This window comes from Actinocorallia lasiicapitis (genome assembly GCF_054778695.1).
The window spans coordinates 1-24569 of record NZ_BAAGZI010000050.1 but is presented as its reverse complement, the minus strand read 5'-3'; the positions used below and the strand labels follow the sequence as shown (position 1 = coordinate 24569).

Genomic DNA, 24569 nt, shown 5'->3' with positions numbered 1-24569 from the left:
CGGCGACGCCGAGAGCGCGCCGGGGGAGTCCGTCCAGGTCTGCTGGGTCTCCTGCGCGGCCCAGGGCTGCTGCTGCACCGGCGCGGGGCCCTGGCCGTCATGCCAGGACGCCTGCTGGGCGAGACCGTCGTGCCACGGGGAGTCCGGCGCCTGCGGCTGCTGTGGCGTGCCCCACGCGGGCTGCTCGGGAACGGCCGCGTTCCTGGAGTCCTCGGTGGGGACGGGGGCGCTCAAAGGGTGGCGCGACCAGTCGAGTTCGGTTTCGAGGGGGTCGCCGTCCCAGGGGGACCTTTCCCCCTGCTGAGGCTGCGCCGGCCAGGCGGGATCGTTGCTGCGTCCGCCCGGCTGGTTGGTGTCTCCCGGATAACCCATGGTGTGGAGCTTACTGTGATGGCCAAGGCATCACGTTCTCTGCGGCATACTTGGATTTAAGCAGGATCGGGGACCCATGATCTTTTTCAAGGGGCTCCGCTTTGACCCGTGCTCTCGAGCTCGGTTATCCTGCTCGTTCGACAGTGCCTACTGTCAAACCGTGTCGGTTGTGCCTGCCAGGCATCCCTGTATACCGGCACCCCGGTCCTTCATCTCTTAGAGGATCTGGATTCCGCAGTCGACAGAAACGAAGGCTTACGCCGTGCGTACGTACACCCCTAAGCCCGCTGACGTGCAGCGTCAGTGGCACGTCATCGACGCGACCGATGTCGTGCTGGGTCGCCTTGCCAGCCAGGTCGCGATCCTGCTTCGGGGCAAGCACAAGCCGATCTACGCGCCGCACGTTGACACCGGTGACTTCGTCATCATCATCAACGCGGACAAGATCGCTCTGTCCGGCAAGAAGCTCGAGCAGAAGAAGGCCTACCGCCACTCCGGTTACCCGGGTGGTCTGCGTGCCGTGGCCTACAAGGACCTGCTCGAGAAGTTCCCGGAGCGGGCCGTCGAGAAGGCGATCAAGGGCATGCTGCCGAAGAACAAGCTCGGTCGTGCCATGTTCGGGAAGGTGAAGGTCTACGCGGGCCCGAACCACCCGCACGCCGCTCAGCAGCCGGTCCCGTTCGAGATCTCCCAGGTCTCGCAGATCGTCGGCAAGTAGTAGATCGAAGCTTCTGCTTCAACCCGAAAAAGAGGCCGCTGGGGCGCCCAGGGGGAACCGATCGTTGGGTCCGCCGCCCCGGTTAGAACACCCAAATCAGGAGAAACGTGTCTGAGAACACCGAAGTCGTCGCCGAAGAGGCGACCGACTACGAGGAAGTCCCCTCGGAGTACACCACCGAGACCGAGCTGGTCGAAGAGGTCGTCGTCCGCACGCCGGCCGTCACCGGCCCCGCGTCCGCGACGGGCCGCCGCAAGGAAGCCGTCGCCCGCGTCCGGATCGTCCCGGGCACCGGCCAGTGGCGCGTCAACGGCCGCAAGCTCGACGAGTACTTCCCGAACAAGGTCCACCAGCAGCTGGTGAACTCCCCGTTCGTGACCCTGGACCTCGACGGCCAGTGGGACGTGATCGCTCGCGTCCACGGCGGTGGCGTCAGCGGCCAGGCCGGTGCGCTCCGCATGGGCATCTCCCGCGCGCTGCAGATCTCCGACCCCGACAGCCGTCCGCCGCTGAAGGCCGCCGGCTTCCTGACCCGTGACCCGCGGGCCAAGGAACGTAAGAAGGCCGGTCTCAAGAAGGCCCGTAAGGCTCCGCAGTACAGCAAGCGTTAATGTCGCTGCTTGCTTGACATCACGGCGGGCACCACGATGTGGTGCCCGCCGTTTTGGCGTTCTCGGGAAGGGTGATCTACGTGGGTCGTTTGTTCGGAACCGACGGGGTGCGCGGTCTAGCCAACCGCGACCTCACCCCGCGGCTGGCGCTGGAGCTGTCCATCGCCGCGGCCCGGGTGCTGGGCGACGCCGGCGCGTTCGAGGGGCACAAGCCCGTCGCCGTCGTCGGCCGCGACCCCCGGGCGTCCGGCGAGTTCCTGGAGGCCGCCGTGGTGGCGGGCCTGGCCAGCGCCGGTGTGAACGTGCTCAGGCTCGGTGTGCTGCCGACCCCGGCCGTCGCCTACCTGACGCATGTGCTGGACGCCGATCTGGGCGTCATGCTGTCGGCGTCGCACAATCCCGCGCCCGACAACGGCATCAAGTTCTTCGACCGCAGCGGCTTCAAACTGGCCGACGAGATCGAGGACCGGATCGAGGCGCACCTCGGCGAGGAGTGGCAGGCGCCGACCGGCGAGCACGTCGGCCGCGTGTTCGAGGCCCACCACGAGGTGGCCAGGTACGGACGCCACCTGCTGGCGTCCCTCGGCGGCACCAAGCTGGACGGGCTGAAGGTCGTCGTCGACTGCGCGAACGGCGCGGCCGCCGAACTGGCGCCCGGACTGCTGCGCGAGGCCGGCGCGACCGTCATCGAGATCGGCACCGCGCCCGACGGCCTCAACATCAACGCCCACTGCGGCTCCACCCACCTGGACGCGCTGCAGGCGGCCGTCATCTCCCACGGTGCTGCCGCCGGCATCGCGTTCGACGGCGACGCCGACCGCTGCCTGGCCGTCACCGCGGGCGGCGAGATCGTCGACGGCGACCAGATCATGGCGATCCTCGCCCTCGAACTGCACGAGGCCGGGAAGCTGCCGGCCGCGACGGTCGTCGCGACCGTGATGTCGAACCTCGGCTTCAAGCTGGCGCTGCGCGACTTCGGTCTGACCATCCTGGAGACGGCCGTCGGTGACCGGTACGTGCTGGAGGCCATGAAGCGGGGCGGCTACGGCTTCGGCGGCGAACAGTCCGGCCACGTGATCATGCTGGAGCACGGGACGACCGGCGACGGCCTCCTCACCGGTCTGCACCTGCTCGCCGCGATGGCGCGGCGCGGGCTGCCGCTGGACGAGCTCGCCAAGGTCATGACCAGGCTTCCGCAGGTGCTGATCAACGTCCGGGGGGTCGACAAGGACCGGGCGAAGAGCAGCCCCGAACTGAAGGCCGCGATCGTCCAGGCCGAGACCGAGCTCGGGGATTCGGGACGGGTGCTGATCCGGCCGTCCGGGACCGAGCCCATGGTCAGGGTGATGGTCGAGGCGCGGGCCGAGGACCAGGCCCATGCCGTCGCGGAGCGGCTCGCCGAGGTCGTCCGCTGCCACCTCTGATCTTCGGGTAAGCTCGATCCTTCGCCCATTTTTCGGAGGAGAGCAGCGGCATGTCCGACGGCAGCGGGGTACTGGAGGCCGAGCAGGCGCATCTGGCGGGGGCGCGGGCCGCGCTCACCGCGATGCGGGAGCACGCCGAGTCGCTGTCGGCGGACGCGGCGGGCGACTGGGTGTCGCGGCAGGTGCTGGAGTCGCTGCTCGACCTCCGGATCCAGGCGCTCGCCGACCACCCCGACACCCCGCTGTTCTTCGGCCGGCTCGACCAGAAGATCGAGGACCTGCCCGGCACGGTGTACGTCGGGCGGCGTCATGTGCACGACGACGGCGGCGCGGCGCTCGTCCTGGACTGGCGGGCGCCGGTGTCGCGGGCGTTCTACCAGGCGGGGCCGCGCGAGCCGATGGGCGTCGTGCGGCGGCGGCGGTTCGGGTTCAGGGGCGGGGAGCTCACCGCGTTCGAGGACGAGACCCTGGACGGGCGGGAGCTCGGGCCGTCACGGCTGCTGACCGAGGAGATCGAACGGCCGCGTTCCGGGCCGATGCGGGACATCGTCGCGACGATCCAGCCGGAGCAGGATGTGATCGTCCGGGCGGCGCTGCCGGACACGGTCTGCGTGCAGGGCGCGCCGGGGACCGGGAAGACGGCCGTGGGGCTGCACCGGGCCGCATACCTGCTGTTCACGCACCGGGAGCGGCTGAGCCGCAGCGGGGTGCTGATCGTCGGGCCGAACCGGGCTTTTCTCTCCTATATCGCCAGTGTGCTGCCTGCGCTCGGTGAGGTGCGGGTCGACCAGGCGACCGTCGACGACCTGCTCGGGACGCCCACCGGGACCGAACCACTCGACGTCGCGGCGGTGAAGGGCGACGCGCGGATGGCGGCCGTCCTGAAGAAGGCGCTCTGGCTGCATCTCGCCAAACCCGAGAGCGGGCTGCTGTTCGTGAAGGGCGCGTCGCGGTACCGGATCCCCGACCACGAGATCAGGGAGCTGGTCGCGTCGCTGCGCGGCACCACCCGGTACGGGGCGGGGCGGAACGCGCTCGCGCAGCGGCTCGCGCACCGCGTGCTCGTGCAGATGGAGGGGCGCGGTGAGGCGCCCGACGACCGTGTGCAGGACGCCGTCGCGCGGTCCAAACCGGTGAAGGCGCTGGTCGAGCAGGTCTGGCCGAAGGTCACCCCGCAGCAGGTGCTGCACCGGCTGCTGTCGTCGCCCGAGTTCCTGGCGAGCGCGGCGCGCGGTGTGCTCAGCGACGAGGAGCAGGCGCTGCTGCTGTGGGAGAAGGCGCCGCGCACGCACCGGACCGTCAGATGGACCTCCGCGGACGTCGCGCTGCTCGACGATCTCGCCGACCAGCTGGAGCGGACCGGTTCGATCGGCCATCTCGTCGTCGACGAGGCGCAGGACCTGTCGCCGATGCAGCTGCGCGCGCTGGGCCGCCGCTGCGCGACCGGCTCGGCGACCGTGCTCGGCGACCTCGCGCAGGGCACCACGCCGTGGTCGACGCGCACCTGGGCGGAGCTGCTGGAACATCTCGGGCAGGACGGCGAGGTCACTGAGCTGACTCTGGGCTTCCGGGTGCCGCGGGAGGTCCTCGACTACGCGGCGGCGCTGCTCCCGGACATCGCGCCGGGGCTGGCCGCGCCCCGCTCGCTGCGTCCGGGGCCAGGATCGCTGTCGGTCCGGCGGGTCCGCGACGTCCCCGATGCCCTGGTCACCGCCGTCATCGAGGCGCTGTCCCGCGACGGCTCCATCGGCGTGATCGCCGCCGACGCCACCGTCCCGTCCCTCGCCAAGACCCTCGAGGCCCACGGCCTCGACCACGCGATCCTCAGCGACGACGGCGTCGCCTCCGAACGCGTCCACCTGATCCCGGCGACCCTCGCCAAGGGCCTCGAATACGACCACATCCTGGTCACCGAACCCACCGACATCACCACCGCCGAACCCCGCGGCCTGGCCCGCCTCTACGTAGCCCTGACCCGAGCCGTCACGTCACTGACGGTCCTGCACGCGGCGGCTCTTCCCGAGCAGCTCAGAGGCCGCTGACCGGCCCGCCGTTCGTGGACAGCGCGTCACGGCGGTGCGCGAGATCGATCGTGGCGTGGGAGTCACGGTGGTGGAGGCGGCGCGCGGCCAGAGCGGTGAGTGCCGCGGCGATGAGCAGTGTGACGGTCATGTGCGCCTCCCGAATTCTGCCCACTCAGTGGGGTTACCCGCATTGTCGCAGTCGGTAAAGGATCTTGCAATGGCGGCCGGGGGGTTAAGGGGTGGGAAGTGGATGGTAACGATTCGGGTGGGGGTTGTTCCGGTGGGAGGGGGCGGGGGGCGAGCATGGGGGGATGGACGCTGCGCGCGCGGAAAGTCCCTATACGCAAAGGGTTCTGGTGCATTTGCGGGCCTGGCCGGCGGTGATCGTCGGGGAGGCGGAGTGCGGGGTCGGGCTGCGGGCCCGGGGCGGGGAGATCGCGCATCTGCATCCGGGGGACGACGCCGAGGTGCGGCTGGGGGCGGCCGCGGTGGAACGGATGCGGCGGGTGCTCGATCTGACCGGGCGGGTACGGGTCGGCAGGGACACCGTCCGGATGCGGCTGCAGAGCGACAACGACGTGCGGCTGCTGCTGTCGCTGCTCAGTGTCGCGATCAAGACCGGGCATGAGGCGGCGTCCGGCGGGAACGGTCCATGGTGCCGGGTCGCCTGCGCCGCGACGGCCGGTTAACCGCCGCACTGGGTCCGCATGATGTCCTTGTCGGCCGTGGTCACCGGCAGGTCGTACTTGAGCGCGACCTGCGCGAACCGCACCGAGTAGGCGCAGCGGATGCCGCGGTCCGGCGGCAGCCAGGACGCCGGGCCCGAGTCGCTCTTCGAACCGTTGGTGGGGCCGTCGGTCGCGATCAGGTTGAGCGGGTCGTTGGCGAGCTGCTCGCGCTTGTCGTCCGTCCAGCGGGCCGCCGCCATCTGCCACGCGTACGACAGCGGGATCACATGGTCGATCTGGACGGCCGAAGCCTTCGCCTTCTCGAACGTGATCTTCTTGCCGGTGTAGGGGTCGTGCAGGGTCATCCCGACGACGACACAGTCGGAACCCGACCGGTACTCGACGTCCTCGCCGTCGCGGGCGAGCACGTCGTTGCGGGTGTCGCAGCCGTTGCGGGCCAGCGCGACGCCATCGGCCGTGTCGGTCCAGGTGGGGCCGAACCGGTCACGCGCGTAGCCCGTCTTCGGGCCGCGGCCCGCGGTGCGGACCTTGTCGATGACGGTGCGTCCCGCGCTGTCGCGCGTGAGCTGGGCGAGCCCCGCCTTCACGCCTTCGGGGTTGTCCAGCGGGACGGCGGCGCGGCCGTTCTTCCCCTGCTGCGCCGTGGAGGAGTCGGCGTCGGTGCCCGCGCACCCGGACAGAAGCGTGACGGTCAGCACCGAGGCCAGCCCGCCGACCAGGAAACGGCCGAGCATTGCTCCACATCCTTAAGGTTTGTCGGGAAAACGCCCTCAGGTTACGCCCGGCACACGCGGGCGAGATCCGGAATCATGGAGTTCGTGCTGTATCTGCGAACGATCGTTCCGGCCGAGCTGACCGCGACCGTGGAGACACTCCTGCGGGAGCATGTCGGAGCCACGAATCTGATGGTGTTCCCCGGCGCCGCGCGCGAGCCGCGAGGCGACGTCGTCACCGCCGACATCGCCAGGGAGAGCGCCGACGACCTGCTCCAGAGCCTCACCGCCCTGGGCGTCGAACAGCGCGGTTCGATCACGCTGGAGAACCTCGACATCGCGGTCGGCGAGGTCTTCGACGACGCCGAGCGCGAGGCCCCCGGCCACGGCGACGACGCCGTGATCTGGCGCGCCCTCGACGAGAAGATCACCGAACAGTCGACGCTGACCTGGGCGTTCATCGCCTTCCTGGCGCTGGCCACCCAGCTCGCCGGGATCGCCGCCCTCATCGACTCCTCGGTGCTGGTGGTCGGCGCGATGGTGCTCGGCCCCGAGTTCTCCGCCGTCGCCGCGATCTCCTACGGCATCCTCTTCGGCGACCTGCGCAGGATCGGCACCGCCCTGCGCACCCTGGTGATCGGGTTCGGAGTGGCCATCACCATCACGTTCGTGTGCGCCTGGGTGAGCCACGCGATCGGCGTGATCGACCTGGACGCGCTGCCCACGGAACGTCCCCAGACCGGGTTCGTCTACAGCCCGGACCGCTGGTCGTTCATCGTCGCGCTGCTGGCGGGCGCGGCGGGCGTGCTGTCGCTGACGGCGGGGAACTCGGCGGCGCTGGTCGGGGTGTTCATCTCGGTGACGACGGTGCCGGCGGCGGGCAACCTGGCCGTCGCGCTGGCGCTCGGCCACAAGTCGGAGATCGAGGGTTCGATCCTCCAGCTCGGGATCAACCTCGCCGGAATGATCATCGCGGGGGTGGTGACCCTGTTCGTCCAGCGGACGGTCTGGCGCGCCGTCCGGCTGCGCAGAGGCGGTACGGTCTGAGCTGATCGAAGGAGCACGAAGTGACCGTACGCTGGGGAATCATCGGGGCCGGCGGGATCGCCGACGCGGTCTGCGCGGACGTCGCGCTGAGCGCGGGAAGCGTGGTCGGGGCCGTCGCGGCACGCGATCCGGAGCGCGCCGCGCGGTTCGCGGCCCGGCACGGCGCCGCCCGCTCCTACGGGAACTACACCGAGCTGGTGCACGACCCGGACGTCGATCTCGTGTACATCGCGACGACCCACCCGCACCACCGCGACCAGGCGCTGCTCGCGATCGAGGCGGGCAAGCCCGTGCTGATCGAGAAGCCGGTCTGCCTGAACGCCGCCGACACCCGCACCGTCCTCGACGCGGCCAAGCAGGCGGGCGTGTTCGCGATGGAGGCCATGTGGATACGGCTCAACCCGCTGGTCCGGCGGACCGTCGAACTGATCGGCGAGGGCGCGATCGGCGAGCCGCGCGGGATGCGCGCCGAGTTCTGCATCGGGCTGCCGTTCGATCCGGCGAGCCGGCTCTACGAGCTGGCCAACGGCGGCGGCGCGCTGCTCGACCTGGGTATCTACCCGGTGACACTCGCCTATCTGCTGTTCGGGGCGCCCGACACCGTCCAGACCGCCGGCACCCTCGCCCCGACCGGCGCCGACGACACCGTCGCCATGACCTGGCTGTACGGCGGCGACCCGCGCGTCCAGCTCCGCTGCGGCGCGTCCACGCTCGCGCCCGACCAGGCCGCGATCCTCGGCACCACCGGCTGGATCCGGCTGGACGGGGTCTGCCGGCCGTCCGCGCTGACCCTGCACAGCGGCGGGCACACCACCCTGATCGACGATCCGATCGCAGGTCAGGGCCATGGCTACGGGCCTGAGATCGCCGAGGTCGAACGGTGCCTGGCCGAAGGACTGATCGAGAGCCCGCTCGTCCCGCACGCCGAGACCATCGCGATCATGGAGCTGCTCGACGGGGCCCGCGCGGCCCTCGGCGTCCGGTATCCGGGGGAGTGACCGTCCTCAGGGTCGGGGGCGGGGCCGCCCTGGGGAGGATGGCACGTCGCTCTCACGGGTGATGACGCAGGGTGCGAACCCCTCATAACCTGGCCACCATGCCGATCATTGCCACCCGGGACCTCTCCATGAGGTTCCCTCGGGTGACCGCGCTGGAGTCGCTCAGCGTCGCCGTAGAACCCGGGGTCACCGGGCTCGTAGGCGCCAACGGCGCCGGCAAGTCCACCCTCATCAAGATCCTGCTGGGGCTGCTGCCGCCGAGCTCGGGCCACGCGCAGGTGCTCGGCCTCGACATCGCCACCGAAGGCGCGAAGATCAGGGACCGGGTCGGGTTCATGCCCGAGTACGACTGCCTGCCGCCCGACGTCTCCGCGACCGAGTTCGTCGTGCACATGGCGCGGATGTCGGGGCTGCCCGCGACCGCCGCACGCGAACGCGCCGCCGACGTCCTGCGCCATGTCGGCCTGTACGAGGAGCGGTACCGGCCCATCGGCGGGTACTCCACCGGGATGAAGCAGCGGGTGAAACTGGCGCAGGCGCTGGTCCACGACCCGCAGCTCGTCTTCCTCGACGAGCCCACCAACGGCCTCGACCCCAACGGCCGCGACGAGATGCTCGGCCTGATCCGGCGGATCGGCACCGAGTTCGGGATCAGTGTGCTGGTCACGTCGCATCTGCTGGGCGAGCTGGAACGGGTCTGCGACAACGTCGTCATCATCGACGGCGGACGGCTGCTGCGCGCCCAGGCCGTCGAGGCGTTCACCCAGACCTCCGGCACGCTGCTCGTCGAGGTGTCCGGCGAGTCCGCCGAGGCCCGCGACGATCTGGGACGGCTGCTGCACGAGCGCGGCGTCACCGTCCGGCCCGACGGACGGCATCTGGTGATCGAGATCGCCGACGAGAAGACCTACGACCAGATCCGCGACGGCGTCGTGGAGCTCGGCCTGGCCCTGGTCCGCATGGAACAGGCCCGCCACCACATCGAGGAGGTGTTCCAGCAGTGACCACGGCCATCCACGACATCGGATACCGGCACTACGACGGGCCGCGGCTGGGCCGCGCCTTCGTGGTCCGGTCGCTCTACGTGTACAACCTGCGGGCGATCTTCGGGCTCGGCCGCGGGGCCAAAGCGAAGATCGTCCCGGTGCTGATGCTGGCGATCGCGCTGCTGCCGATCGCGGGCGACATCACGGTTCTGGCGCTGGTCAAGCAGCCGGAACTGCTCTGGAACTACTCCTACTACACGTTCCTGCTCCAACCCGTGATCGCGATCTTCCTGGCGGCGCAGGCGCCGATCGTCGCGTCGCGGGAGATCCGGTTCCGGACCGTGCCGCTGTACTTCTCGCGCCCGGTGCGGACCTTCGACTTCGTCGCCGCGAAGTTCGGGGCGCTCGTCACGGCACTGTTCGCGATCACGGCCGCGCCGGTGACCCTGCTGCACGCCGGGTTCCTGCTGACGCGGTCGGGGATGGTGCAGGCCGTCGAGGAGCGCGGCGGGTACGAGACCGTGCCGACCGTCGCCCACCAGACGGGGCTGTGGCTCGCGGCGCTCGCCGGCTGCGTGCTGTTCGCGCTGGTGCTGTCGTCGTTCGCGCTGGTGATCTCGGCTTACACGCCGCGGCGCGGGTTCGGGGTGGCGGCGATCCTGGCCGTCTACGGGATCTCGAACGTCCTGGTGCTGATCATCCAGGGCGTCTCGCTCAGCTCGGGCGACTACACGCTGCTCAAGGTGGCGCCGATGTTCACCCCGTTCGGGCTGGTCGACGGGGTGCAGACAGGGCTGCTGCACGCCTCGCCAGGGCCCCGAGGCGAGATCGTCGGGCCGACGCACGTGGGCGGCGGGCTGGTGTACCTCGCGGTGTGCGTGCTGGTCGTCACCGGTTCGCTGGGTCTGTTGCTGCTGCGGTTCCGGAAGGCGGGACAGTGACCACACTGAAGATCGAAGACGTTTCGCGCTGGTACGGGAACGTGGTGGCCGTCAACGGCGTCACCATGGAGATCGGGCCCGGCGTGACGGGGCTGCTCGGGCCGAACGGCGCCGGGAAGTCGACCCTCATCCACATGATGGGCGGCTTTCTGGAGCCTTCGTTCGGCACCCTGACGCTCGACGGGACGCCGATCTGGCACAACCCGTCGGTGTACCGGAACATCGGGCTGGTGCCCGAGCGGGAGACCGCCTACGACTATCTGACCGGCAAGCAGTTCATCCTCGCGATGGCCAAACTCCACAAACTGCCCGATCCGGGTGCGGCGGCCGCGCGTGCGATCACGATGGTGGAGATGGACTACGCGGCCGACCGGTCGATCGGCACCTACTCCAAGGGCATGAAGCAGCGGATCAAGATGGCCAGCGCGCTGGTCCACGACCCGTCCGTGCTGCTGCTCGACGAGCCGTTCAACGGGATGGACCCGCGCCAGCGCCTCCAGCTCATGGAGCTGATCAAGCGGATGGCCGCCGAAGGCCGCACCATCCTGTTCTCCTCCCACATCCTGGAGGAGGTGGAGCGGCTCGCCACCCAGATCGAAGTGATCGTGTCGGGGCGGCACGCCGCGTCCGGCGACTTCCGCGAGATCCGCCGGCTCATGACCGACCGGCCCTACCAGGTGACGGTCCGCTCCAGCGACGACCGCGCCCTCGCCTCGGCGATCATCGCCGACGGTTCGGCGGGCGGCGTCCAGCTGAGCAAGGACGGCATCCAGGTCGAGGCCACCGACTTCCAGCGCTTCACCTGGCTGCTGCCGCGCGTCGCGAAGGACGCCGGGGTCCGGCTGTGGGAGGTCGCTCCGTCCGACGAGTCGCTGGAAAGCGTCTTCAGCTACCTGGTGGGCAACTGATGAACCCGACGATCGCCTCGATGACCCTCCGCGGAATGCTCGGCCGCCGCCGCGTCATCCTGCTGTTCCTGGCCCCGCTGATCCTGCTCGGCCTCTCCCTGTTCCTGCGGGCCGGCGACCACAACACCCTCGACGTCGAAGTGGGCGTGCTCCAGGGTTTCGCGCTGGCGACGCTGCTGCCGCTGCTCGCCGTCATCGCCGGGACCGGAGTGATCGGCCCGGAGATCGACGAAGGCCAGATCATCTACGTGCTGACCAAGCCGATCAGCCGCAGCTCCGTCATCTTCACCAAGTTCCTGTGCGCGCTGCTCCTGACCACGGTGTTCGCGGTGTTCCCGACGATCCTCGCCGCGATCATCCTGGACGCCAACCCGGAACTCCCGTTCGCCTTCGGCCTCGGCACGTTCCTCGGCGCCATCGCCTACAGCGCCCTGTTCGTCGCGCTGGCCGTCTACTCCCGCAACGCCGTCGTCATCGGCATGATCTACGCGATGGTCTGGGAGGCGCTCCTGGGCAGCTTCGCCCCCGGCGCGAAGACCCTGAGCGTCCAGCAGTGGTCCCTCCGCGTCGTCGACCAGTTCACCACCACCCAGTCCATCACCCCCGACATCAGCCTCCCCACCGCCCTGATCCTCCTCACCCTCGCCACCGCCACCGGCCTGATCCTCGCCACCACCAAACTCAGCAAACTCACCATCGCCTCCTCCGAAGGCTGACCCCCGCGAGCGGCAACCCTCGCTCTTCGCTCCGCTCAGGCAGCGCCATCTGGGGGCCCAGCCCCCAGCCCCCGGTCAGGGGGCTCCGCCCCCCGACACCCCCCGGGCCGGTCAGCCCAGCCACAGCCGAACTGGTCACGCCCAATGGGGTGTCGCCTTGGAACGCGATGGTGAGGGTTCCGCGCGTCGGGGTGGTGGAGGCCGTGGACCATAGGCGGTGCTGCTGGCTTCGCTCGTCACGCCTGCGGGTCTACGGCCCATTCGTAGTCGAGTGACCAGTAGTGCGTCGGCATGATGTGGGTGCAGACCTCGACGGGGCGGCCCTCGGCCGTCCACCCGACGTGGGTGACGACGAAGACGCGCTGGTCGGGGCTCATCTGAAGGAAGTCGGTTTCGTCTTCGGTCGGCGGACGGACGTCGACGCGTTCGGTCATGCGGACCTGGCGGTACCCGAGATCCGCCATCCGGCTGACCATGCCGCCCGTCCCCTGGTCCCGTTCCTCCAAGATTGTCCCGGCGGCGATGTCGAGAGGGATGTAGCTCGGCGCGATCTGGACGGGTGTCTCGTCGGCGAACATGCGCCGCGAGCGGATCACGACCTCAGCGCCCTCAGGCGTGCCCAGGATCGCGGCGACCTCTGCGGGCGGAATGACGCGCGAGACCACGAGATCTGAACGCGGGGTCATCCCCAGCCTGCGGACTTCGCTGTCGAACGCGCCGACACCGTTCTCCCGCGACTCTTTGCGGTATCGGATCATCGCGTTCCGCGTGATGCGGCGAGACATGGCTGTCACGTAGGTGCCCCTTCCCTGCTGGGTGGAGATCAAGCCCTCGGCGCGCAGCACGCGAAGCACGTTGTTGATCGTCGCGCGCGTGGTGTTGAAGCGCTGGGCGAGTTCGGGCTCGGGTGGCAGGGTCGAACCACGTTCGTACACGCCGCTCTGGATCTCCAACCGCATGATCGCTGCGAGATCGCGGTACGACGGCCTGCTCATCGAATCCCTCTCCTGTCGGTGACAGCAGCATACGAGATAACGCAAACGTTAGACGTTCCCCTTGACGTTGTGTAGATCAAGGTAGACCCTTGGGTCACCAAACATTAGACGTTAGATGTCGGGAGGCCGTGTGACCCCGCTCGAACGATGCAGAATCGCACTCCAGTCTCTGAACTCCCTCCTGAACGAGGGCGATGACCTGGCCGCGCGGCTCGTGACGATCACGATGGACGGGCGCAGAGCTCCTGCGGTTCGCGTGCTCACGAGGCAGGGCGAGCCCCTAGCGGAGACGATCACCTGCGTCCCGCGAATGACGTCCGAAGCAGGGGACGGCATCGCGTTCATGCGAGCCGCCGGGCCGCTGGAAGCAACCGAGGTCAGGGCGGCGGCCGCTGAGATCCGTTCGCTCATGACGCCGAAAGGACGGTACGCGAGATGAGTTCTCGATCGGGCCTGTCGGCGGAGCTCGGAGGGCTGGCCGTGTCGGGTCGTGCGATGGTCGCGGGGACGTCTGGGCGGACGCGGGAGGCGGTCGTTGCCTGGTCCGGGCTCGCGGCGGTGTCCGCATTTGTGGCGGGCGCCGTGGCACCCGGCGGCGAGTCGACCGGTTCGGCCGGGTCTGCGACGGCGGTGAGCTGGGGATGCGTCAACCGGGCGCGGTGACGGCATGGTGGGGTGGCGATGAAGGCTGGTCGGCTCGGAGTCCGACCAGCCTTCGCGGCCCGGACGGGTGGACACGACCCGCGTTCGAAGGGTTGTCACGGTGGTGTTCAGAGGCAGCGCTTTAACTGTTAGATGGGATTCTGTGTAGATAATCTGCAGCGATCGGCTTAGGATGGATGAACAGGTCGATCGGAGGGGCAGTCGTGTTGCTTCGCTTCAGGGGCGTCAACCACAGGTCGTTCCGTGATGAGTTCGAAGTCTGGTTCGCGGCGTCGAAGTTCAATCAGGATTCCCGACGTCCGGCGGGCCTGTCTGGGGACGGCGAGATGGGCTACCTTCCCGCTACCGCGATCTACGGTTCCAACGCCTCCGGCAAGTCGAACGTCCTGCACGCCATGCGGTGGATGCGTCAGGCCGTCCTCAATTCCGTGCACGGCTGGGCGCCGCTCGACGCCGTCCCTCGTGAGCCCTTCGCGCTGGAGAGCTCAGCCCGTGGTGTCGCCTCGCTGTACGAGGTGGACATGGTGATCGAGGGCGACCGCTACGTCTACGGCTTCGAGGTCTCCGACGAACGGGTCGAATCGGAGTGGCTACACGCCTACCCCGGCGGGCAGACCCGCAGACAGGTCTGGTTCGAACGCGACGCCGACTCCGCCGAACTGATCGTCTTTCCCGGGGAAGGGCTGAAAGGCCCCAAGGAGAGCCTGGTGCCGCAGACCCGGCCGAACGCTCTCTTCCTGACCGTGGCGGCCGCCTTCAACCAGCCGTTCCTCATGCCCGTCCACGACTGGTTCAAACACAACCTCTGGTGGGTCAGCCCGGGTCGTGACTACGACGAACGGCACACCTTCACCCGGAAGATGTACGACGAGCCGCGCCACCGCGACCGCATCTCCGAACTGCTGAAGGTGGCCGATCTGGGCGTCGACGGAGCCGAGGTCGATGCCGGAACCGGTGATCTACGCCTACTGCACCGAGGGCCAGGGGGACTCGTACCGCTGGACTACGAACTCCAGGAATCGATGGGCACACGCTCCTGGTTCGCGTTCATCGGGCCGCTCCTGGAAGCCCTCGACAAGGGCGCGGTCCTGCTGGTCGACGAACTCGACATCAGCCTCCACCCGCTGCTGGCCGCCGAGGTCCTCCGGCTGTTCCATGACGCCGACGCCAATCCGAACAACGCCCAGCTCGTCTGTACCGTCCACGATCCCAGCCTGCTGGGCCGAACGCACCTGTTCCAGCCCCTGGAACGCGACCAGGTCCGAATCACGGTCAAATCCCGCGACGGAGTATCCGAGGTCTACCCGCTGACCGACGCCCGCCCCCGCAAGACCGAGGCACTCGACCGCAACTACCTCGCCGGGGCCTATGGGGGCATTCCCGCGCTGAACGTAGGAGAGGTGGCCGAGACCCTCTCGGCGGCAGGAACCGCCTCGTGACTCGGAAGCAAGGCTCCCCGTAGGGCCAGTCGGCTCCCCGCTTCCAGCCAGGGACGAACAGACGAAGGAAAGTCTTTTTCATCGTCTGCGAGGGCTTGACCGAATGCACTTATTTCGGCGCTTTGGCGAGCGAGTTCCGCGACCGTCTGGGATTGGCGCTTCATATCACCCCCACGCCTCCCAAGCCGGGCAAGAGCAAGCAGTTCAACGGGTACAAGCCGCTTCCCGCTGTTCAGGAGGCCGCCCGTCAGCGGCGGGAGCACCGCGGCGTCGCCCAAGCCCAGTTCTGGGCTGTCTTCGACAAAGACGACACCCCGGACGGTGCTCTGCGCAGCTCTCTCGCCCATGCGCGGAGGGAGGGAGTCTCGGTCGCCTTCTCTCACGCCTGCTTCGAACTCTGGCTTCTGCTCCATTTCGCGCCCGGCCCGCCCGGCGGCTTTGGCGGAGATCAGAGGGCCGTCGCCCAGCGGCTCAAACAGGTCAAAGGCTGGGACTCGTTCGACAAGATCGTCACGCTGGAGCTGTTCTCATCCCTGCTGGAGAAGGAGCAGCACGCCGCCGACCTTGCGTCTCGGCTGACCGCGGGATGCCCGAGTGGCCGCTGCGGGCCCATCGAGCACGCCGACGACTGCACCCAGCTCCTCGACTGCGACCCCTCCACCGAAGTTCATCGGATCCTTCGTGCCCTCGGCGTCGTCTCCTTATGGTTCGCCTCCTCCTCGGAGCGATAGCGAGTGCCATGCCACTTTCACCCGGCTCGATCCTGCGGCAGTGACACCCCCGGCCATCTCGGTTCCGGAGGCGGCCGGGGTTCTCGCCTTCGTGACCTGATCTTGGCTGCTGGGCTCTGATGGGGCGGGGTTTGGTTGTTAGATGCGGCGGAGGCGGATTCGGTGGACGGAGTGGTTTTGGGCTTTTTCTAGGATCAGGGTGGCTCGGGCTCGGGTGGGGAGGATGTTGGCCGTGAGGTTGCGTTCGTTGATCTCGTGCCAGACCGAGGTGGCGAAAGCGAGGGCTTCGGAGTCGGACTGGGTGCGGGTCTGCTCGTGGAAATAGGAGCGCGGATCCTCGAAGCGGGTTTTGCGGAGCGCCAGGAAACGGTCCAGGTACCACTGGCGGATATGGTCGACTTTCGCGTCGACATAGATGGAGAAATCGAAATAGTCCGAGACGGCCAGAGCGCCGGCCGGGGGCACCTGGAGGACGTTGATGCCTTCCAGGATGAGGATGTCGGGGGCGCGGACCGTCTGGCGTTCGCCCGGCAGGATGTCGTAGGCGAGATGCGAGTAGACCGGGAGGGTCAGCTCGCGGGCGCCCGCCTTGATCGAGGAGACGAAGCGGAGCAGGGCGCGACGGTCATAGGACTCGGGGAAACCCTTGCGGTTCATCAGGCCGCGGGCCGCCAGCTCCGCGTTCGGGTAGAGGAAATTGTCCGTGGTGACCAATTCCACCCGGGGGTGCTCCGGCCAGCGGGCCAGGAGGGCCTGGAGGAGGCGGGCGACCGTCGACTTGCCGACGGCCACCGAACCCGCCACGCCGATCACGAACGGGGTCGGGCGGACCGGTTCGTTGAGGAACATCGTCAGCGTGTCGCGCAGCCCGCTGTCGCCCGTGAAGAACAGGTTGAGCAGCCGGCTGAGCGGAAGATAGACGTCCTCGACCTCGTCGATGCCGATCGGATCGGTCAGACCACGAAGATCGTCCAGATCGGATTCGGTGAGGGTCAGCGGGGTCTTGGCCCGTAGCTCACGCCAGGCATGTCGGGAGAACTCGACATAAGGGCTCGGTGTGTTCTCCCAGGGTGTGCTCACGAGGAGCCAGGGTATCCGTGTGTGATCACGGGCTCGGCGGGCGGCACCCGGGTACGCTGGCCGTCATGTGTGGAATCGTTGGGTACGTGGGCGGGCAGCAGGCCCAGCAGGTAGTGGTGGACGGGCTCGCACGGCTGGAGTACCGCGGATACGACTCGGCGGGCATCGCCCTCGTCGTCGACGGGACGCTGGCGACGGCCAAGAAGGCCGGGAAACTGGTCAACCTGCGGAAGATCCTGGACGAGGAGCCGCCGCCCGCCTCGACGATCGGGCTGGGGCACACCCGGTGGGCGACGCACGGCTCGCCGAACGACCGCAACGCCCACCCGCACCTGGACTGCGGCGGCCGGATCGCGGTGATCCACAACGGGATCATCGAGAACTTCGCGTCGCTGAAGGCGCATCTGGAGGAGCGCGGCCACGTCTTCGGGTCGGAGACCGACACCGAGGTCGTCGCGCACCTGCTGGAAGAGGAAGTGAAGGCGGGATATCCGCTGGCCGAGGCGATGCGCCGGGTCTGCCGCCAGCTCGAAGGGGCCTACACGCTGGTCGCCGTCGACGCCCAGGACTCCGAGACGGTCGTCGGCGCGCGCCGCAACTCGCCGCTGGTCGTCGGCCGCGGTGACGGCGAGAACTTCCTGGCCAGCGACGTGTCCGCGTTCATCGAGCACACCCGCGACGCCATCGAGCTGGGCCAGGACCAGGTCGTGGAGCTGCGCCGCGACGGTGTGACCGTCACCGACTACGACGGCCGTCCCGCCGAGGTCCGCGAATACCACGTCGACTGGGACGTGTCCGCCGCCGAGAAGGGCGGCTACGACTACTTCATGCTCAAGGAGATCGCCGAGCAGCCGCGCGCCGTCGCCGACACCCTGCTGGGCCGGATCGGCCGCGACGGCCGGCTGACGCTCGACGAGATGCGGATCACCGACGCCCAGCTCCGCGAGATCGACAAGATCGTCATCATCGCCTGCGGCACCAGCTACCACGCCGGACTGATCGCCAAGTACGCGATCGAGCACTGGGCGGGCCTGCCCTGCGAGGTCGAGGTCGCCTCGGAGTTCCGCTACCGCGACCCGATCCTCAACGCCCGCACCCTGGTGATCGCGATCTCCCAGTCGGGCGAGTCGATGGACACGCTGATGGCGGTCCGGCACGCCCGTGAGCAGGGCGCGCGGGTGCTGTGCATCTGCAACGTCAACGGTTCGACCATGCCCCGCGAGTGCGACGGCGTCCTGTACACCCACGCGGGCCCCGAGGTCGGGGTCGCGGCCACCAAGACCTTCCTCACCCAGCTCGTCGCGGTCTATCTGATCGCGCTGTACATCGCGCAGGTCCGCGGCACCAAGTGGGGCGATGAGGTCTTCGCGATGGTGCAGCTGCTGGGCTCCATGCCGGAGAAGGTCGAGCAGGTCCTCAGCACGATGGGCCCGGTCCGTGAGCTGGCCCGCTCGCTCGCGGACGTCAAGTCGGTGCTGTTCCTGGGCCGCCACGTGGGCTTCCCGGTCGCCCTGGAAGGCGCGCTCAAGCTCAAGGAGCTCGCCTACATGCACGCCGAGGGGTTCGCGGCGGGCGAGCTGAAGCACGGTCCGATCGCGCTGATCGAGGAGGGCCTGCCGGTGATCGTGGTGGTGCCGCCGCGCGCCCGCGACGTCCTCCACGACAAGATCGTCTCCAATATCCAGGAGATCAGGGCGCGCGGCGCCAGGACCATCGTGATCGCGGAGGAGGGCGACACCTCGGTCGCGCCCTACTCCGACACGCTCATCGAGGTCCCCGCGGTGCCGACCCTGCTCCAGCCGCTGGTGGCGACCATCCCGCTGCAGGTGTTCTCCTGCGAGCTGGCCACCGCCAAGGGCCATGACGTCGACCAGCCGCGGAACCTCGCCAAGTCCGTCACCGTCGAGTAGCACCGGCGAGGCCGGGCCCGTCTCCACGGGCCCGGCCCACGCTCACTTGATCACGAACGGGACGGAGAACTGCCCGTCGACGATCTTGTCGAGCCGCTTCCGCACCTCGAGGGTCCCCGCGGGCAGCTTCCCGGACGCCTCGAACCCGAAGCCCACCAGCAGATCGTCGTTGCGCGGCAGCTTTCCGAGCTTCCCGACCAGCCCGGCGAACGACGACGCCCTGACGTCCGCCGCGCACTCCCCGGAACTCAGGAACAGGCACTCCGCCCCGACCAGATAAGCGCCGTTCTGCCCCGAGACGGTCAAGGTTCCGGTCGACCCCTTCCGCTGCTTCGGCACGACCGCCTTGACGACCGTCGACACCGTCCTGCCCCGGTACTGGACGAGCTGCGCCCGCAGCTCGACCGTCGACCCCGCCTTCGCCGCCAGCGTCGAATCGGCCTTGAGGGTCTTCCACTTGCCGCCCGACTTCACCGCGACGGCGCCCAGCGTGTACTGGCCGAAGGAGTCCGACACGTCCGCGGTGGCCTTGACGCTCGTGAACCGCACGGCCGCGAACCGGTTGGCGTACAGGCCGCCGAGCAGCGACACCGCCTCCGACGGCAGGACCGCCGACAGATCGTTCTCGACCAGCCCGGATGCGAACCGGTTCGACCTGGTCAGCGTGAACGGCTTCCCGCCGGCGACGCCCTTGACCGTCCAGGTGAGGGTGGCCGAGCCGCCGCTGTAGGCGTCACGGACCCGGTCGACGTCCGTGACCAGGTGCATCGCCGCCGCGCCCGGCACATGGACCGCCTGGTTGGCGACCGTGGTGCCGGTCCGGGAGCGGCCCTCGTAGCGGACCGTCGCGGTGATCGGGGTGCCGTTCGGCCACTGGCCGAGCCGGGCGGCGATCGCCGTCTGCCGGTCCTGGGTGGTGGTGCCGACGACGTCACCGATGTTGGCGAGCTTGTAGGAGCCGAGGAACGACTCGTCCTTGACGATCGTCACGGCGCTCGCCGCGTGCGCGCTGTAGTTGACCTTGCCGCGCAGCTCGAACGGGTGCCCGAACGCCAGGACGTCCGACCCGCAGACCATGGTGGCGGTGCCGACCGCGCCGACCGTGACGTCGCCGTAGGTGAGCGCCGCCGCGAAGTTGCCGCCCGCCTTGATCTGCCCGCCGGTCGCGTGCCTGCCCTTGGACGCCGACGACGGCGTCAGCCGGATCGCCGACCCGGCCTTCGCGAGCTGCTTGTTGTACCTGTCGATCCGCGCCTTGCCGAGCCCCGAAACGCCCAGCGGCACCGGAAGCTGGCTGAGCCCCGCCCCCGGAGCGCGGAGGGCCCGCGCGGTCCTCGCCGACACCGCGACCTTGGCGGGCAGCAGCCGCCGCATGTCACCGGCCGGGGTGATCCCGGCGAGCTTCGACGGGCCGCCCGCGAACCCGTAGCTGAGCGCGCCGAGGATCCGGCCGTCCGAGGTGTACAGCGGCGAGCCCGACATGCCCGCCCAGATCCCGCCGACCTTGTCGATCGCGGGTGATTCCGTCTCGACGACGATCAGGTCGACGCCGGGCGCGATCCCGTCCGCCAGCACGTCGAGGACCTTCCACGAGAACCGCTCCGGTTCCGTGCCCTTCACGACGGTCAGCCCGTACCCCGCGAGCCCCGCCTTCACCTTCGCCACCGGATAATCCGCCGGACACTGCCCTGCCCCCGCGACCGCGAGCGCCCCCGGAACCGACAGCAGCGGCGCGACGAGCACCCCTGCGACGGCCAGCCTACGCATCTTCACTTCTTGCCTCCCGTTGTGGTGTGAGTCACCCTCTCCCAGGACACGCGCGCGGTGGTGGACGTTGCCCGGTGTAGTTGGCCGGAATCAGCCGGTGCCCGCCGCCAACCAGAACGGCCCCGCCCTCGGTGGAGGACGGGGCCGCTCTCGGATGGCTTAGGCGGTGCGCCCGGTCGGGGCGAGTCCGCGGAAGGACCGGGCGGAGACTTTGAGGACCGGACCGTCGGGGTTCTTGCTGTCGCGAATCGCGATGCCGCCCTTGTGAGGCGCGATCTCGACACACTGGCCATTCGCATGGCAGGACTTACGCCAGAGCAGAGTGGAAATCTCATTCTGGGACGGCAACTCGAAGGACGACACCTTCTACCCCTCTGTCAGTGGCACTTTGGGCTCGCGACATTGCGGGCCCCCAGGGGGGAGGGTAGAAGGGAGGCGGAAGCGGCGCGAGTGAATGCCGAGTCTGGTGTTGTAAAACCGCTGTAAAACCTCAGTGGCTCCGCACGGTGTCGATTCCCCAGGTTTCGCGGGCGATCCGTTCGATCAGAAGGCGGCTGCCCTCGACCGACAGGGCGGCGGCGCTGAGCTGTTCGAACGCGCGACGGTATTTGTGGACGTCGCGTTCGTTCTCGCGGTGGTTCGCGGTCAGGCCCTCGGTGTGCACGATGTCGGGGAAGGTGACGTCGTGGACGTCGCGGAACTCCAGCAGCATGAACGGTTCGGCGACGAGCGGCTGCGGGCCGTTGAGCCGCAGCACCCGCAGATCGATGGTGGGTTCCTGGCTGAGCTTGACCAGGTGCAGGAGCTGCTCGCGCATGATCGCGGGGGTGGCGTGCCTGCGCAGCAGCACCGATTCGTCCAGGACGCAGGTGAGCCGCTGCGGGACGGGCCTGATCAGGACGTGCTGGCGCCGCATCCGGATGTCGACGAGCCGCTGGAGCTCCGCGGGCGGCTTGCTGGTGAGGGCGTTCCAGAAACCGATGATCGCTTTGGCGTAGTTCTCGGTCTGGAGCAGGCCGGGGATGACGGCGGTCTCCCAGAGGAGCTGGGCGTCGGCCTCGTCCTCCATGGCGATGAACTCGGAGTACTCGGGGTCGACGCCGGGCAGGTCCATCCACCAGCCGCGTTCCCTGGCGTCATGGGCGAGGGCGAGGAGTTCCCGACGCCGGCCGCCGCCGACCTCGTAGAGCTGGAGCAGCAGATCGACGTCGGCGACGGTCGCGCTGGTCTTCGCGGTTTCCAGCCGGCTCACTTTCGCCGTGCTCCAGGAGAAGCGCGCGGCGACCGTTTCGCCGGTCAGTCCGCTGTCCTCGCGGAGTTTCCGGAGTTCCGTGCCCAGTCTGCGCTGGCGAATGGTCTGAGTTCTCGGTGCTGCCATGTTCCCTCCGCCGTTGGAGAGCCTGCGGCCACGGTGCAACTTGCACGCTACCCGCGAGATTCTGCGGAGGTCTAGAGCAGGAACGGAAGATCGTCGCCTGCTGCTCGATTCGGGAAGAATTTCTGCACTGTATGGTGCGATGCAACTTGCATCATCATCTCAAGGCATGGACAATTCAGGCATAGGCCTGCCTCGGACATGTCTAACGGACAGCTGCGTTTGAGGCCCGCGAAGCAAGGGCGCTGCTCGGGCCAACCGGTCGTGGAGAGCTCCACGGCCCACTTCCCCCCACCCGCTGCCGACCGGCCGATTCCTGGCCGGAGACGGAGGGATGCCGTGCCCCTGCCTTGTATGCCCGTACACCGGAGCATTCTCGTCGTCGACATCGAAGGGTCGACCGGTCCGCTGCGGACCAACCCGATCAAACAGGAACTGCGCCGGACGGTCTACGAACTGCTCGCCCAGGCGTTCGCGGCCGCCGGGATCGACGGCTCGCTCTGCCGGTTCACCGACCGGGGCGACGGAGTCCTCATCCTCGTCCCGCCCGACGACCGGGTGCCCAAGACCCTGCTCCTGCATCCGCTGGTGCCCGAACTGGACCGGCTGCTCACCGAGTACGACCGGGCGCTGCCCGAACCCGAGCGCGCCATGCGCGGGCTGCGGCTGCGGCTCGCGATCCACGCCGGTGAGGTGCACATCGACCCGCGAGGCCCGTTCGGCGAGGAGATCGACGTGGCGTGCCGTCTCGTCGACTCCCGCGCGGTCAAGGACGCCCTCCGGACGTCCGGCGGGCCGCTCGTCGTCGTGATCTCCGACGAGATCTTCTTCTCCATCGTCAAACACCGCTACGAGGGAATCTGCTCGGACGCGTTCGCGCGGACCGTCCGGGTGACCTGCGGCGGCCGGAGCCGTCGCGGCCGGATCAGGACGGCGCCGCCCGCCCTGGTCCTCGCCCCGCTGCTGCGGCTCGGCGCCGCCTGACGCCCGCTGACTTCCGTCGCCGTCGTGCCGCGGGGGCGAGGACGGCGACGGAACCTCACGACCGGGAAACTACGATCGACCCATGATCGTGGGTGTGGGCATCGACGTGGTGGACATCGCGCGGTTCGAACGCTCGCTGGAGCGGACGCCGCGGCTCAGGGAACGGCTGTTCACCGAGACCGAACGGGAGCTGCCGCCCCGCTCGCTGGCGGCGCGGTTCGCCGCGAAAGAGGCCCTGGCGAAGGCTCTGGGCGCGCCCGGCGGGCTGCTCTGGACCGACGCCGAGATCCGCCGCGACGCGCTGGGCCGGCCGTCTCTGCACGTCAAGGGCACCATCGCGGCCGTCGCCGAGCCGTTGGGAATTCGGTCGTGGCATGTGTCGCTGAGCCACGACGGGGGCATCGCCACGGCGATAGTGATCGCCGAATCCTGAGCCGAGGAGCACCATGCGCTACGCCTATTCCGTCGAGCAGATCCGTGCGGCAGAGGCGGCCGCGTTCGCCCGGCTGCCTGTCGGAACCCTGATGTCCGCCGGAACCCTGATGGATAGGGCCGCGGCGGGGCTCGCGGCGGTCTGCGCACGCCTCCTCGACCAGGTCTACGGCACCCGGATCCTGCTGCTGGTCGGCTCGGGCGACAACGGAGGCGACACCCTCTACGCGGGGGCCAGGCTGGCCCGCCGGGCCGCCGCGGTGACGGCCGTCCTGGCGGGGTCGACGGTCCACGAGGCCGCGCTGGCCGCCTTCCGCGCCGCCGGTGGGCGGGTGGCGGCGGACGACGGTTTCGACGGCGTCGACCTGGTGATCGACGGGCTGGTCGGGATCGGCGGGAAGGGCGCGCTGCGCGGGCACTACGCCGAACTGGTGCGCCGGATCCCCGACGACGCCGCCGTGATCGCCTGCGATCTGCCCAGCGGGGTGGACGGCGACACCGGCGAGGTCGAGGGCGAAGCCGTCCAGGCCGATGTGACGGTGACGTTCGGCGCGCTCAAACCGGGCCTGCTCATCGACCCCGGCGCCTCCCACGCCGGTGTGGTCGAGCTGATCGACCTCGGTCTCGACCTGCCCGAGGCGCCCGCGGTGATCGCCGCGAGCACCGCCGATCTGCACCTGCCCCGGCCGGGCGCCGAGTCCGACAAGTACCGGCGCGGCGTGGTCGGCGTGATCGCCGGGGGCGATCTCTACACGGGCGCGGCGGTCCTGGCGACCGGGTCGGCGCTGCACGGCGGCGCCGGAATGGTGCGGTTCGCCTCCAGCGCCGGGGTGGTCGAGCTGGTGCGGCAGCGGTGGCCCGAGGCCGTCACGACGGTCCTGCCGGACGCCGCCACCGACCTCGACCCCGTCGGACGGGTCGAAGCATGGGCGGTCGGGCCTGGCCTGGGCACGGACGAGCGGGCCGAACGGCTGCTCAAGGCCGTCCTGGCCAGCGCGGTTCCGGTGCTGGTCGACGCCGACGCGCTGACCGTCCTGGCGCGGCTC

Annotated in this window: 25 protein-coding genes and 1 pseudogene; 18 read left to right on the top strand and 8 right to left on the bottom strand. The window is 69.2% G+C overall.

Annotated elements, in window-relative coordinates:
• Window positions 1-372, bottom strand: a pseudogene (locus ACYVE7_RS08955) (hypothetical protein); the annotation flags it as partial.
• 262 nt (window positions 373-634) lie between these two features.
• Here ACYVE7_RS08955 and rplM point away from each other — a divergent pair.
• From rplM to ACYVE7_RS08935, 4 genes are all read left to right on the top strand, one after another.
• Window positions 635-1090 carry a 50S ribosomal protein L13 gene (gene rplM, locus ACYVE7_RS08950; RefSeq protein ID WP_460364110.1) on the top strand — a complete coding sequence of 152 codons (456 nt, stop codon included), beginning with the start codon at window positions 635-637 and terminating at the stop codon, window positions 1088-1090.
• A 107-nt stretch (window positions 1091-1197) separates the two neighbouring features.
• Complete coding sequence (gene rpsI, locus ACYVE7_RS08945) at window positions 1198-1701, top strand: 30S ribosomal protein S9 (protein ID WP_460364109.1); 504 nt, start codon at window positions 1198-1200, stop codon at window positions 1699-1701.
• A gap of 80 nt (window positions 1702-1781) precedes the next feature.
• Window positions 1782-3125: a phosphoglucosamine mutase gene (glmM, locus tag ACYVE7_RS08940; RefSeq protein ID WP_460364108.1), complete on the top strand. Its 1344-nt coding sequence runs from the start codon at window positions 1782-1784 to the stop codon at window positions 3123-3125.
• A gap of 50 nt (window positions 3126-3175) precedes the next feature.
• Window positions 3176-5167 (top strand): HelD family protein, encoded by a 1992-nt coding sequence (locus tag ACYVE7_RS08935; protein ID WP_460364107.1) that lies wholly within the window; start codon window positions 3176-3178, stop codon window positions 5165-5167.
• Here ACYVE7_RS08935 and ACYVE7_RS08930 read toward each other — a convergent pair.
• The gene (locus ACYVE7_RS08930; RefSeq protein WP_460364105.1) at window positions 5154-5297 is read right to left on the bottom strand and encodes a hypothetical protein; all 144 of its coding nucleotides are present in this window, start codon (window positions 5295-5297) and stop codon (window positions 5154-5156) included. The two genes, ACYVE7_RS08935 and ACYVE7_RS08930, sit on opposite strands and share 14 nt — an antisense overlap.
• 208 nt (window positions 5298-5505) lie before the next feature.
• On the opposite strand from ACYVE7_RS08930, the gene ACYVE7_RS08925 reads away from it, so the two are divergent.
• Entirely contained in the window at window positions 5506-5838 is a 333-nt protein-coding gene (locus ACYVE7_RS08925) for a luciferase domain-containing protein (protein ID WP_460364104.1), read from the top strand.
• Here ACYVE7_RS08925 and ACYVE7_RS08920 read toward each other — a convergent pair.
• Window positions 5835-6572, bottom strand: coding sequence for an HNH endonuclease family protein (locus ACYVE7_RS08920; protein WP_460364103.1), 738 nt, complete (start codon window positions 6570-6572; stop codon window positions 5835-5837). The two genes, ACYVE7_RS08925 and ACYVE7_RS08920, sit on opposite strands and share 4 nt — an antisense overlap.
• A 75-nt stretch (window positions 6573-6647) precedes the next feature.
• Here ACYVE7_RS08920 and ACYVE7_RS08915 point away from each other — a divergent pair, with 75 nt between their 5' ends.
• The 6 genes from ACYVE7_RS08915 (at window position 6648) to ACYVE7_RS08890 (ending at window position 12147) form a co-directional block, all read left to right on the top strand.
• On the top strand, window positions 6648-7598 hold the full coding sequence (locus ACYVE7_RS08915) for a DUF389 domain-containing protein (protein ID WP_460364102.1): 951 nt from the start codon (window positions 6648-6650) through the stop codon (window positions 7596-7598).
• Between the two features lie 20 nt (window positions 7599-7618).
• Window positions 7619-8596, top strand: a complete 978-nt coding sequence (locus ACYVE7_RS08910) for a Gfo/Idh/MocA family protein (RefSeq protein WP_460364101.1) — start codon at window positions 7619-7621, stop codon at window positions 8594-8596.
• 143 nt (window positions 8597-8739) lie between these two features.
• Window positions 8740-9600: an ABC transporter ATP-binding protein gene (locus ACYVE7_RS08905; RefSeq protein WP_460364100.1), complete on the top strand. Its 861-nt coding sequence runs from the start codon at window positions 8740-8742 to the stop codon at window positions 9598-9600.
• On the top strand, window positions 9597-10523 hold the full coding sequence (locus ACYVE7_RS08900) for an ABC transporter permease (RefSeq protein WP_460364099.1): 927 nt from the start codon (window positions 9597-9599) through the stop codon (window positions 10521-10523). Before ACYVE7_RS08905 ends, ACYVE7_RS08900 begins: the two co-directional genes overlap by 4 nt.
• Before the next feature lie 65 nt (window positions 10524-10588).
• The gene (locus ACYVE7_RS08895) at window positions 10589-11431 is read left to right on the top strand and encodes an ABC transporter ATP-binding protein (RefSeq protein ID WP_460364113.1); all 843 of its coding nucleotides are present in this window, start codon (window positions 10589-10591) and stop codon (window positions 11429-11431) included.
• Window positions 11431-12147: an ABC transporter permease gene (locus tag ACYVE7_RS08890; RefSeq protein ID WP_460364098.1), complete on the top strand. Its 717-nt coding sequence runs from the start codon at window positions 11431-11433 to the stop codon at window positions 12145-12147. Before ACYVE7_RS08895 ends, ACYVE7_RS08890 begins: the two co-directional genes overlap by 1 nt.
• A 236-nt stretch (window positions 12148-12383) precedes the next feature.
• On the opposite strand, the gene ACYVE7_RS08885 is transcribed toward ACYVE7_RS08890, so the two are convergent.
• Entirely contained in the window at window positions 12384-13142 is a 759-nt protein-coding gene (locus ACYVE7_RS08885) for a GntR family transcriptional regulator (protein WP_460364097.1), read from the bottom strand.
• A gap of 435 nt (window positions 13143-13577) precedes the next feature.
• Here ACYVE7_RS08885 and ACYVE7_RS08880 point away from each other — a divergent pair, with 435 nt between their 5' ends.
• The 3 genes from ACYVE7_RS08880 (at window position 13578) to ACYVE7_RS08870 (ending at window position 15975) form a co-directional block, all read left to right on the top strand.
• Complete coding sequence (locus ACYVE7_RS08880) at window positions 13578-13805, top strand: hypothetical protein (protein WP_460364096.1); 228 nt, start codon at window positions 13578-13580, stop codon at window positions 13803-13805.
• Between the two features lie 203 nt (window positions 13806-14008).
• Window positions 14009-15244: an AAA family ATPase gene (locus ACYVE7_RS08875; RefSeq protein WP_460364095.1), complete on the top strand. Its 1236-nt coding sequence runs from the start codon at window positions 14009-14011 to the stop codon at window positions 15242-15244.
• 80 nt (window positions 15245-15324) lie between these two features.
• On the top strand, window positions 15325-15975 hold the full coding sequence (locus ACYVE7_RS08870) for an RloB family protein (RefSeq protein WP_460364112.1): 651 nt from the start codon (window positions 15325-15327) through the stop codon (window positions 15973-15975).
• A 138-nt stretch (window positions 15976-16113) separates the two neighbouring features.
• On the opposite strand, the gene coaA is transcribed toward ACYVE7_RS08870, so the two are convergent.
• A complete protein-coding gene (gene coaA, locus ACYVE7_RS08865; protein WP_460364094.1) occupies window positions 16114-17055 on the bottom strand; it encodes a type I pantothenate kinase in 942 nt (313 codons plus the stop codon).
• Window positions 17056-17120: 65 nt separating this feature from the next.
• Between coaA and glmS the strand changes: the two genes are divergently transcribed.
• A complete protein-coding gene (gene glmS / locus ACYVE7_RS08860; RefSeq protein ID WP_460364093.1) occupies window positions 17121-18965 on the top strand; it encodes a glutamine--fructose-6-phosphate transaminase (isomerizing) in 1845 nt (614 codons plus the stop codon).
• A 42-nt stretch (window positions 18966-19007) separates the two neighbouring features.
• Here glmS and ACYVE7_RS08855 read toward each other — a convergent pair whose 3' ends face one another.
• The 3 genes from ACYVE7_RS08855 to ACYVE7_RS08845 form a co-directional block, all read right to left on the bottom strand.
• Entirely contained in the window at window positions 19008-20732 is a 1725-nt protein-coding gene (locus tag ACYVE7_RS08855; RefSeq protein ID WP_460364111.1) for a SpoIVB peptidase S55 domain-containing protein, read from the bottom strand.
• Window positions 20733-20891: 159 nt separating this feature from the next.
• Window positions 20892-21095 (bottom strand): DUF397 domain-containing protein, encoded by a 204-nt coding sequence (locus ACYVE7_RS08850; protein ID WP_460364092.1) that lies wholly within the window; start codon window positions 21093-21095, stop codon window positions 20892-20894.
• Window positions 21096-21222: 127 nt separating this feature from the next.
• On the bottom strand, window positions 21223-22110 hold the full coding sequence (locus ACYVE7_RS08845; RefSeq protein WP_460364091.1) for a helix-turn-helix domain-containing protein: 888 nt from the start codon (window positions 22108-22110) through the stop codon (window positions 21223-21225).
• A gap of 351 nt (window positions 22111-22461) precedes the next feature.
• Here ACYVE7_RS08845 and ACYVE7_RS08840 point away from each other — a divergent pair, with 351 nt between their 5' ends.
• From ACYVE7_RS08840 to ACYVE7_RS08830, 3 genes are all read left to right on the top strand, one after another.
• On the top strand, window positions 22462-23091 hold the full coding sequence (locus ACYVE7_RS08840) for a hypothetical protein (RefSeq protein ID WP_460364090.1): 630 nt from the start codon (window positions 22462-22464) through the stop codon (window positions 23089-23091).
• 82 nt (window positions 23092-23173) lie between these two features.
• A complete protein-coding gene (locus ACYVE7_RS08835) occupies window positions 23174-23524 on the top strand; it encodes a holo-ACP synthase (protein WP_460364089.1) in 351 nt (116 codons plus the stop codon).
• A gap of 13 nt (window positions 23525-23537) precedes the next feature.
• Window positions 23538-24569 (top strand): NAD(P)H-hydrate epimerase (locus tag ACYVE7_RS08830; protein ID WP_460364088.1); only part of this gene is annotated, 1032 nt, incomplete at its 3' end.

Coding starts and splice junctions, on each gene's coding strand:
- ACYVE7_RS08935 (WP_460364107.1), top strand. CDS start 3,176: ATGTCCGACGGCAGCGGGGTACTGGAGGCCGAGCAGGCGCATCTGGCG.
- ACYVE7_RS08930 (WP_460364105.1), bottom strand. CDS start 5,297: ATGACCGTCACACTGCTCATCGCCGCGGCACTCACCGCTCTGGCCGCG.
- ACYVE7_RS08920 (WP_460364103.1), bottom strand. CDS start 6,572: ATGCTCGGCCGTTTCCTGGTCGGCGGGCTGGCCTCGGTGCTGACCGTC.
- ACYVE7_RS08915 (WP_460364102.1), top strand. CDS start 6,648: ATGGAGTTCGTGCTGTATCTGCGAACGATCGTTCCGGCCGAGCTGACC.
- ACYVE7_RS08895 (WP_460364113.1), top strand. CDS start 10,589: ATGGAGATCGGGCCCGGCGTGACGGGGCTGCTCGGGCCGAACGGCGCC.
- ACYVE7_RS08890 (WP_460364098.1), top strand. CDS start 11,431: ATGAACCCGACGATCGCCTCGATGACCCTCCGCGGAATGCTCGGCCGC.
- ACYVE7_RS08885 (WP_460364097.1), bottom strand. CDS start 13,142: ATGAGCAGGCCGTCGTACCGCGATCTCGCAGCGATCATGCGGTTGGAG.
- ACYVE7_RS08880 (WP_460364096.1), top strand. CDS start 13,578: ATGAGTTCTCGATCGGGCCTGTCGGCGGAGCTCGGAGGGCTGGCCGTG.
- glmS (WP_460364093.1), top strand. CDS start 17,121: ATGTGTGGAATCGTTGGGTACGTGGGCGGGCAGCAGGCCCAGCAGGTA.
- ACYVE7_RS08855 (WP_460364111.1), bottom strand. CDS start 20,732: ATGCGTAGGCTGGCCGTCGCAGGGGTGCTCGTCGCGCCGCTGCTGTCG.
- ACYVE7_RS08845 (WP_460364091.1), bottom strand. CDS start 22,110: ATGGCAGCACCGAGAACTCAGACCATTCGCCAGCGCAGACTGGGCACG.
- ACYVE7_RS08840 (WP_460364090.1), top strand. CDS start 22,462: ATGCCCGTACACCGGAGCATTCTCGTCGTCGACATCGAAGGGTCGACC.
- ACYVE7_RS08835 (WP_460364089.1), top strand. CDS start 23,174: ATGATCGTGGGTGTGGGCATCGACGTGGTGGACATCGCGCGGTTCGAA.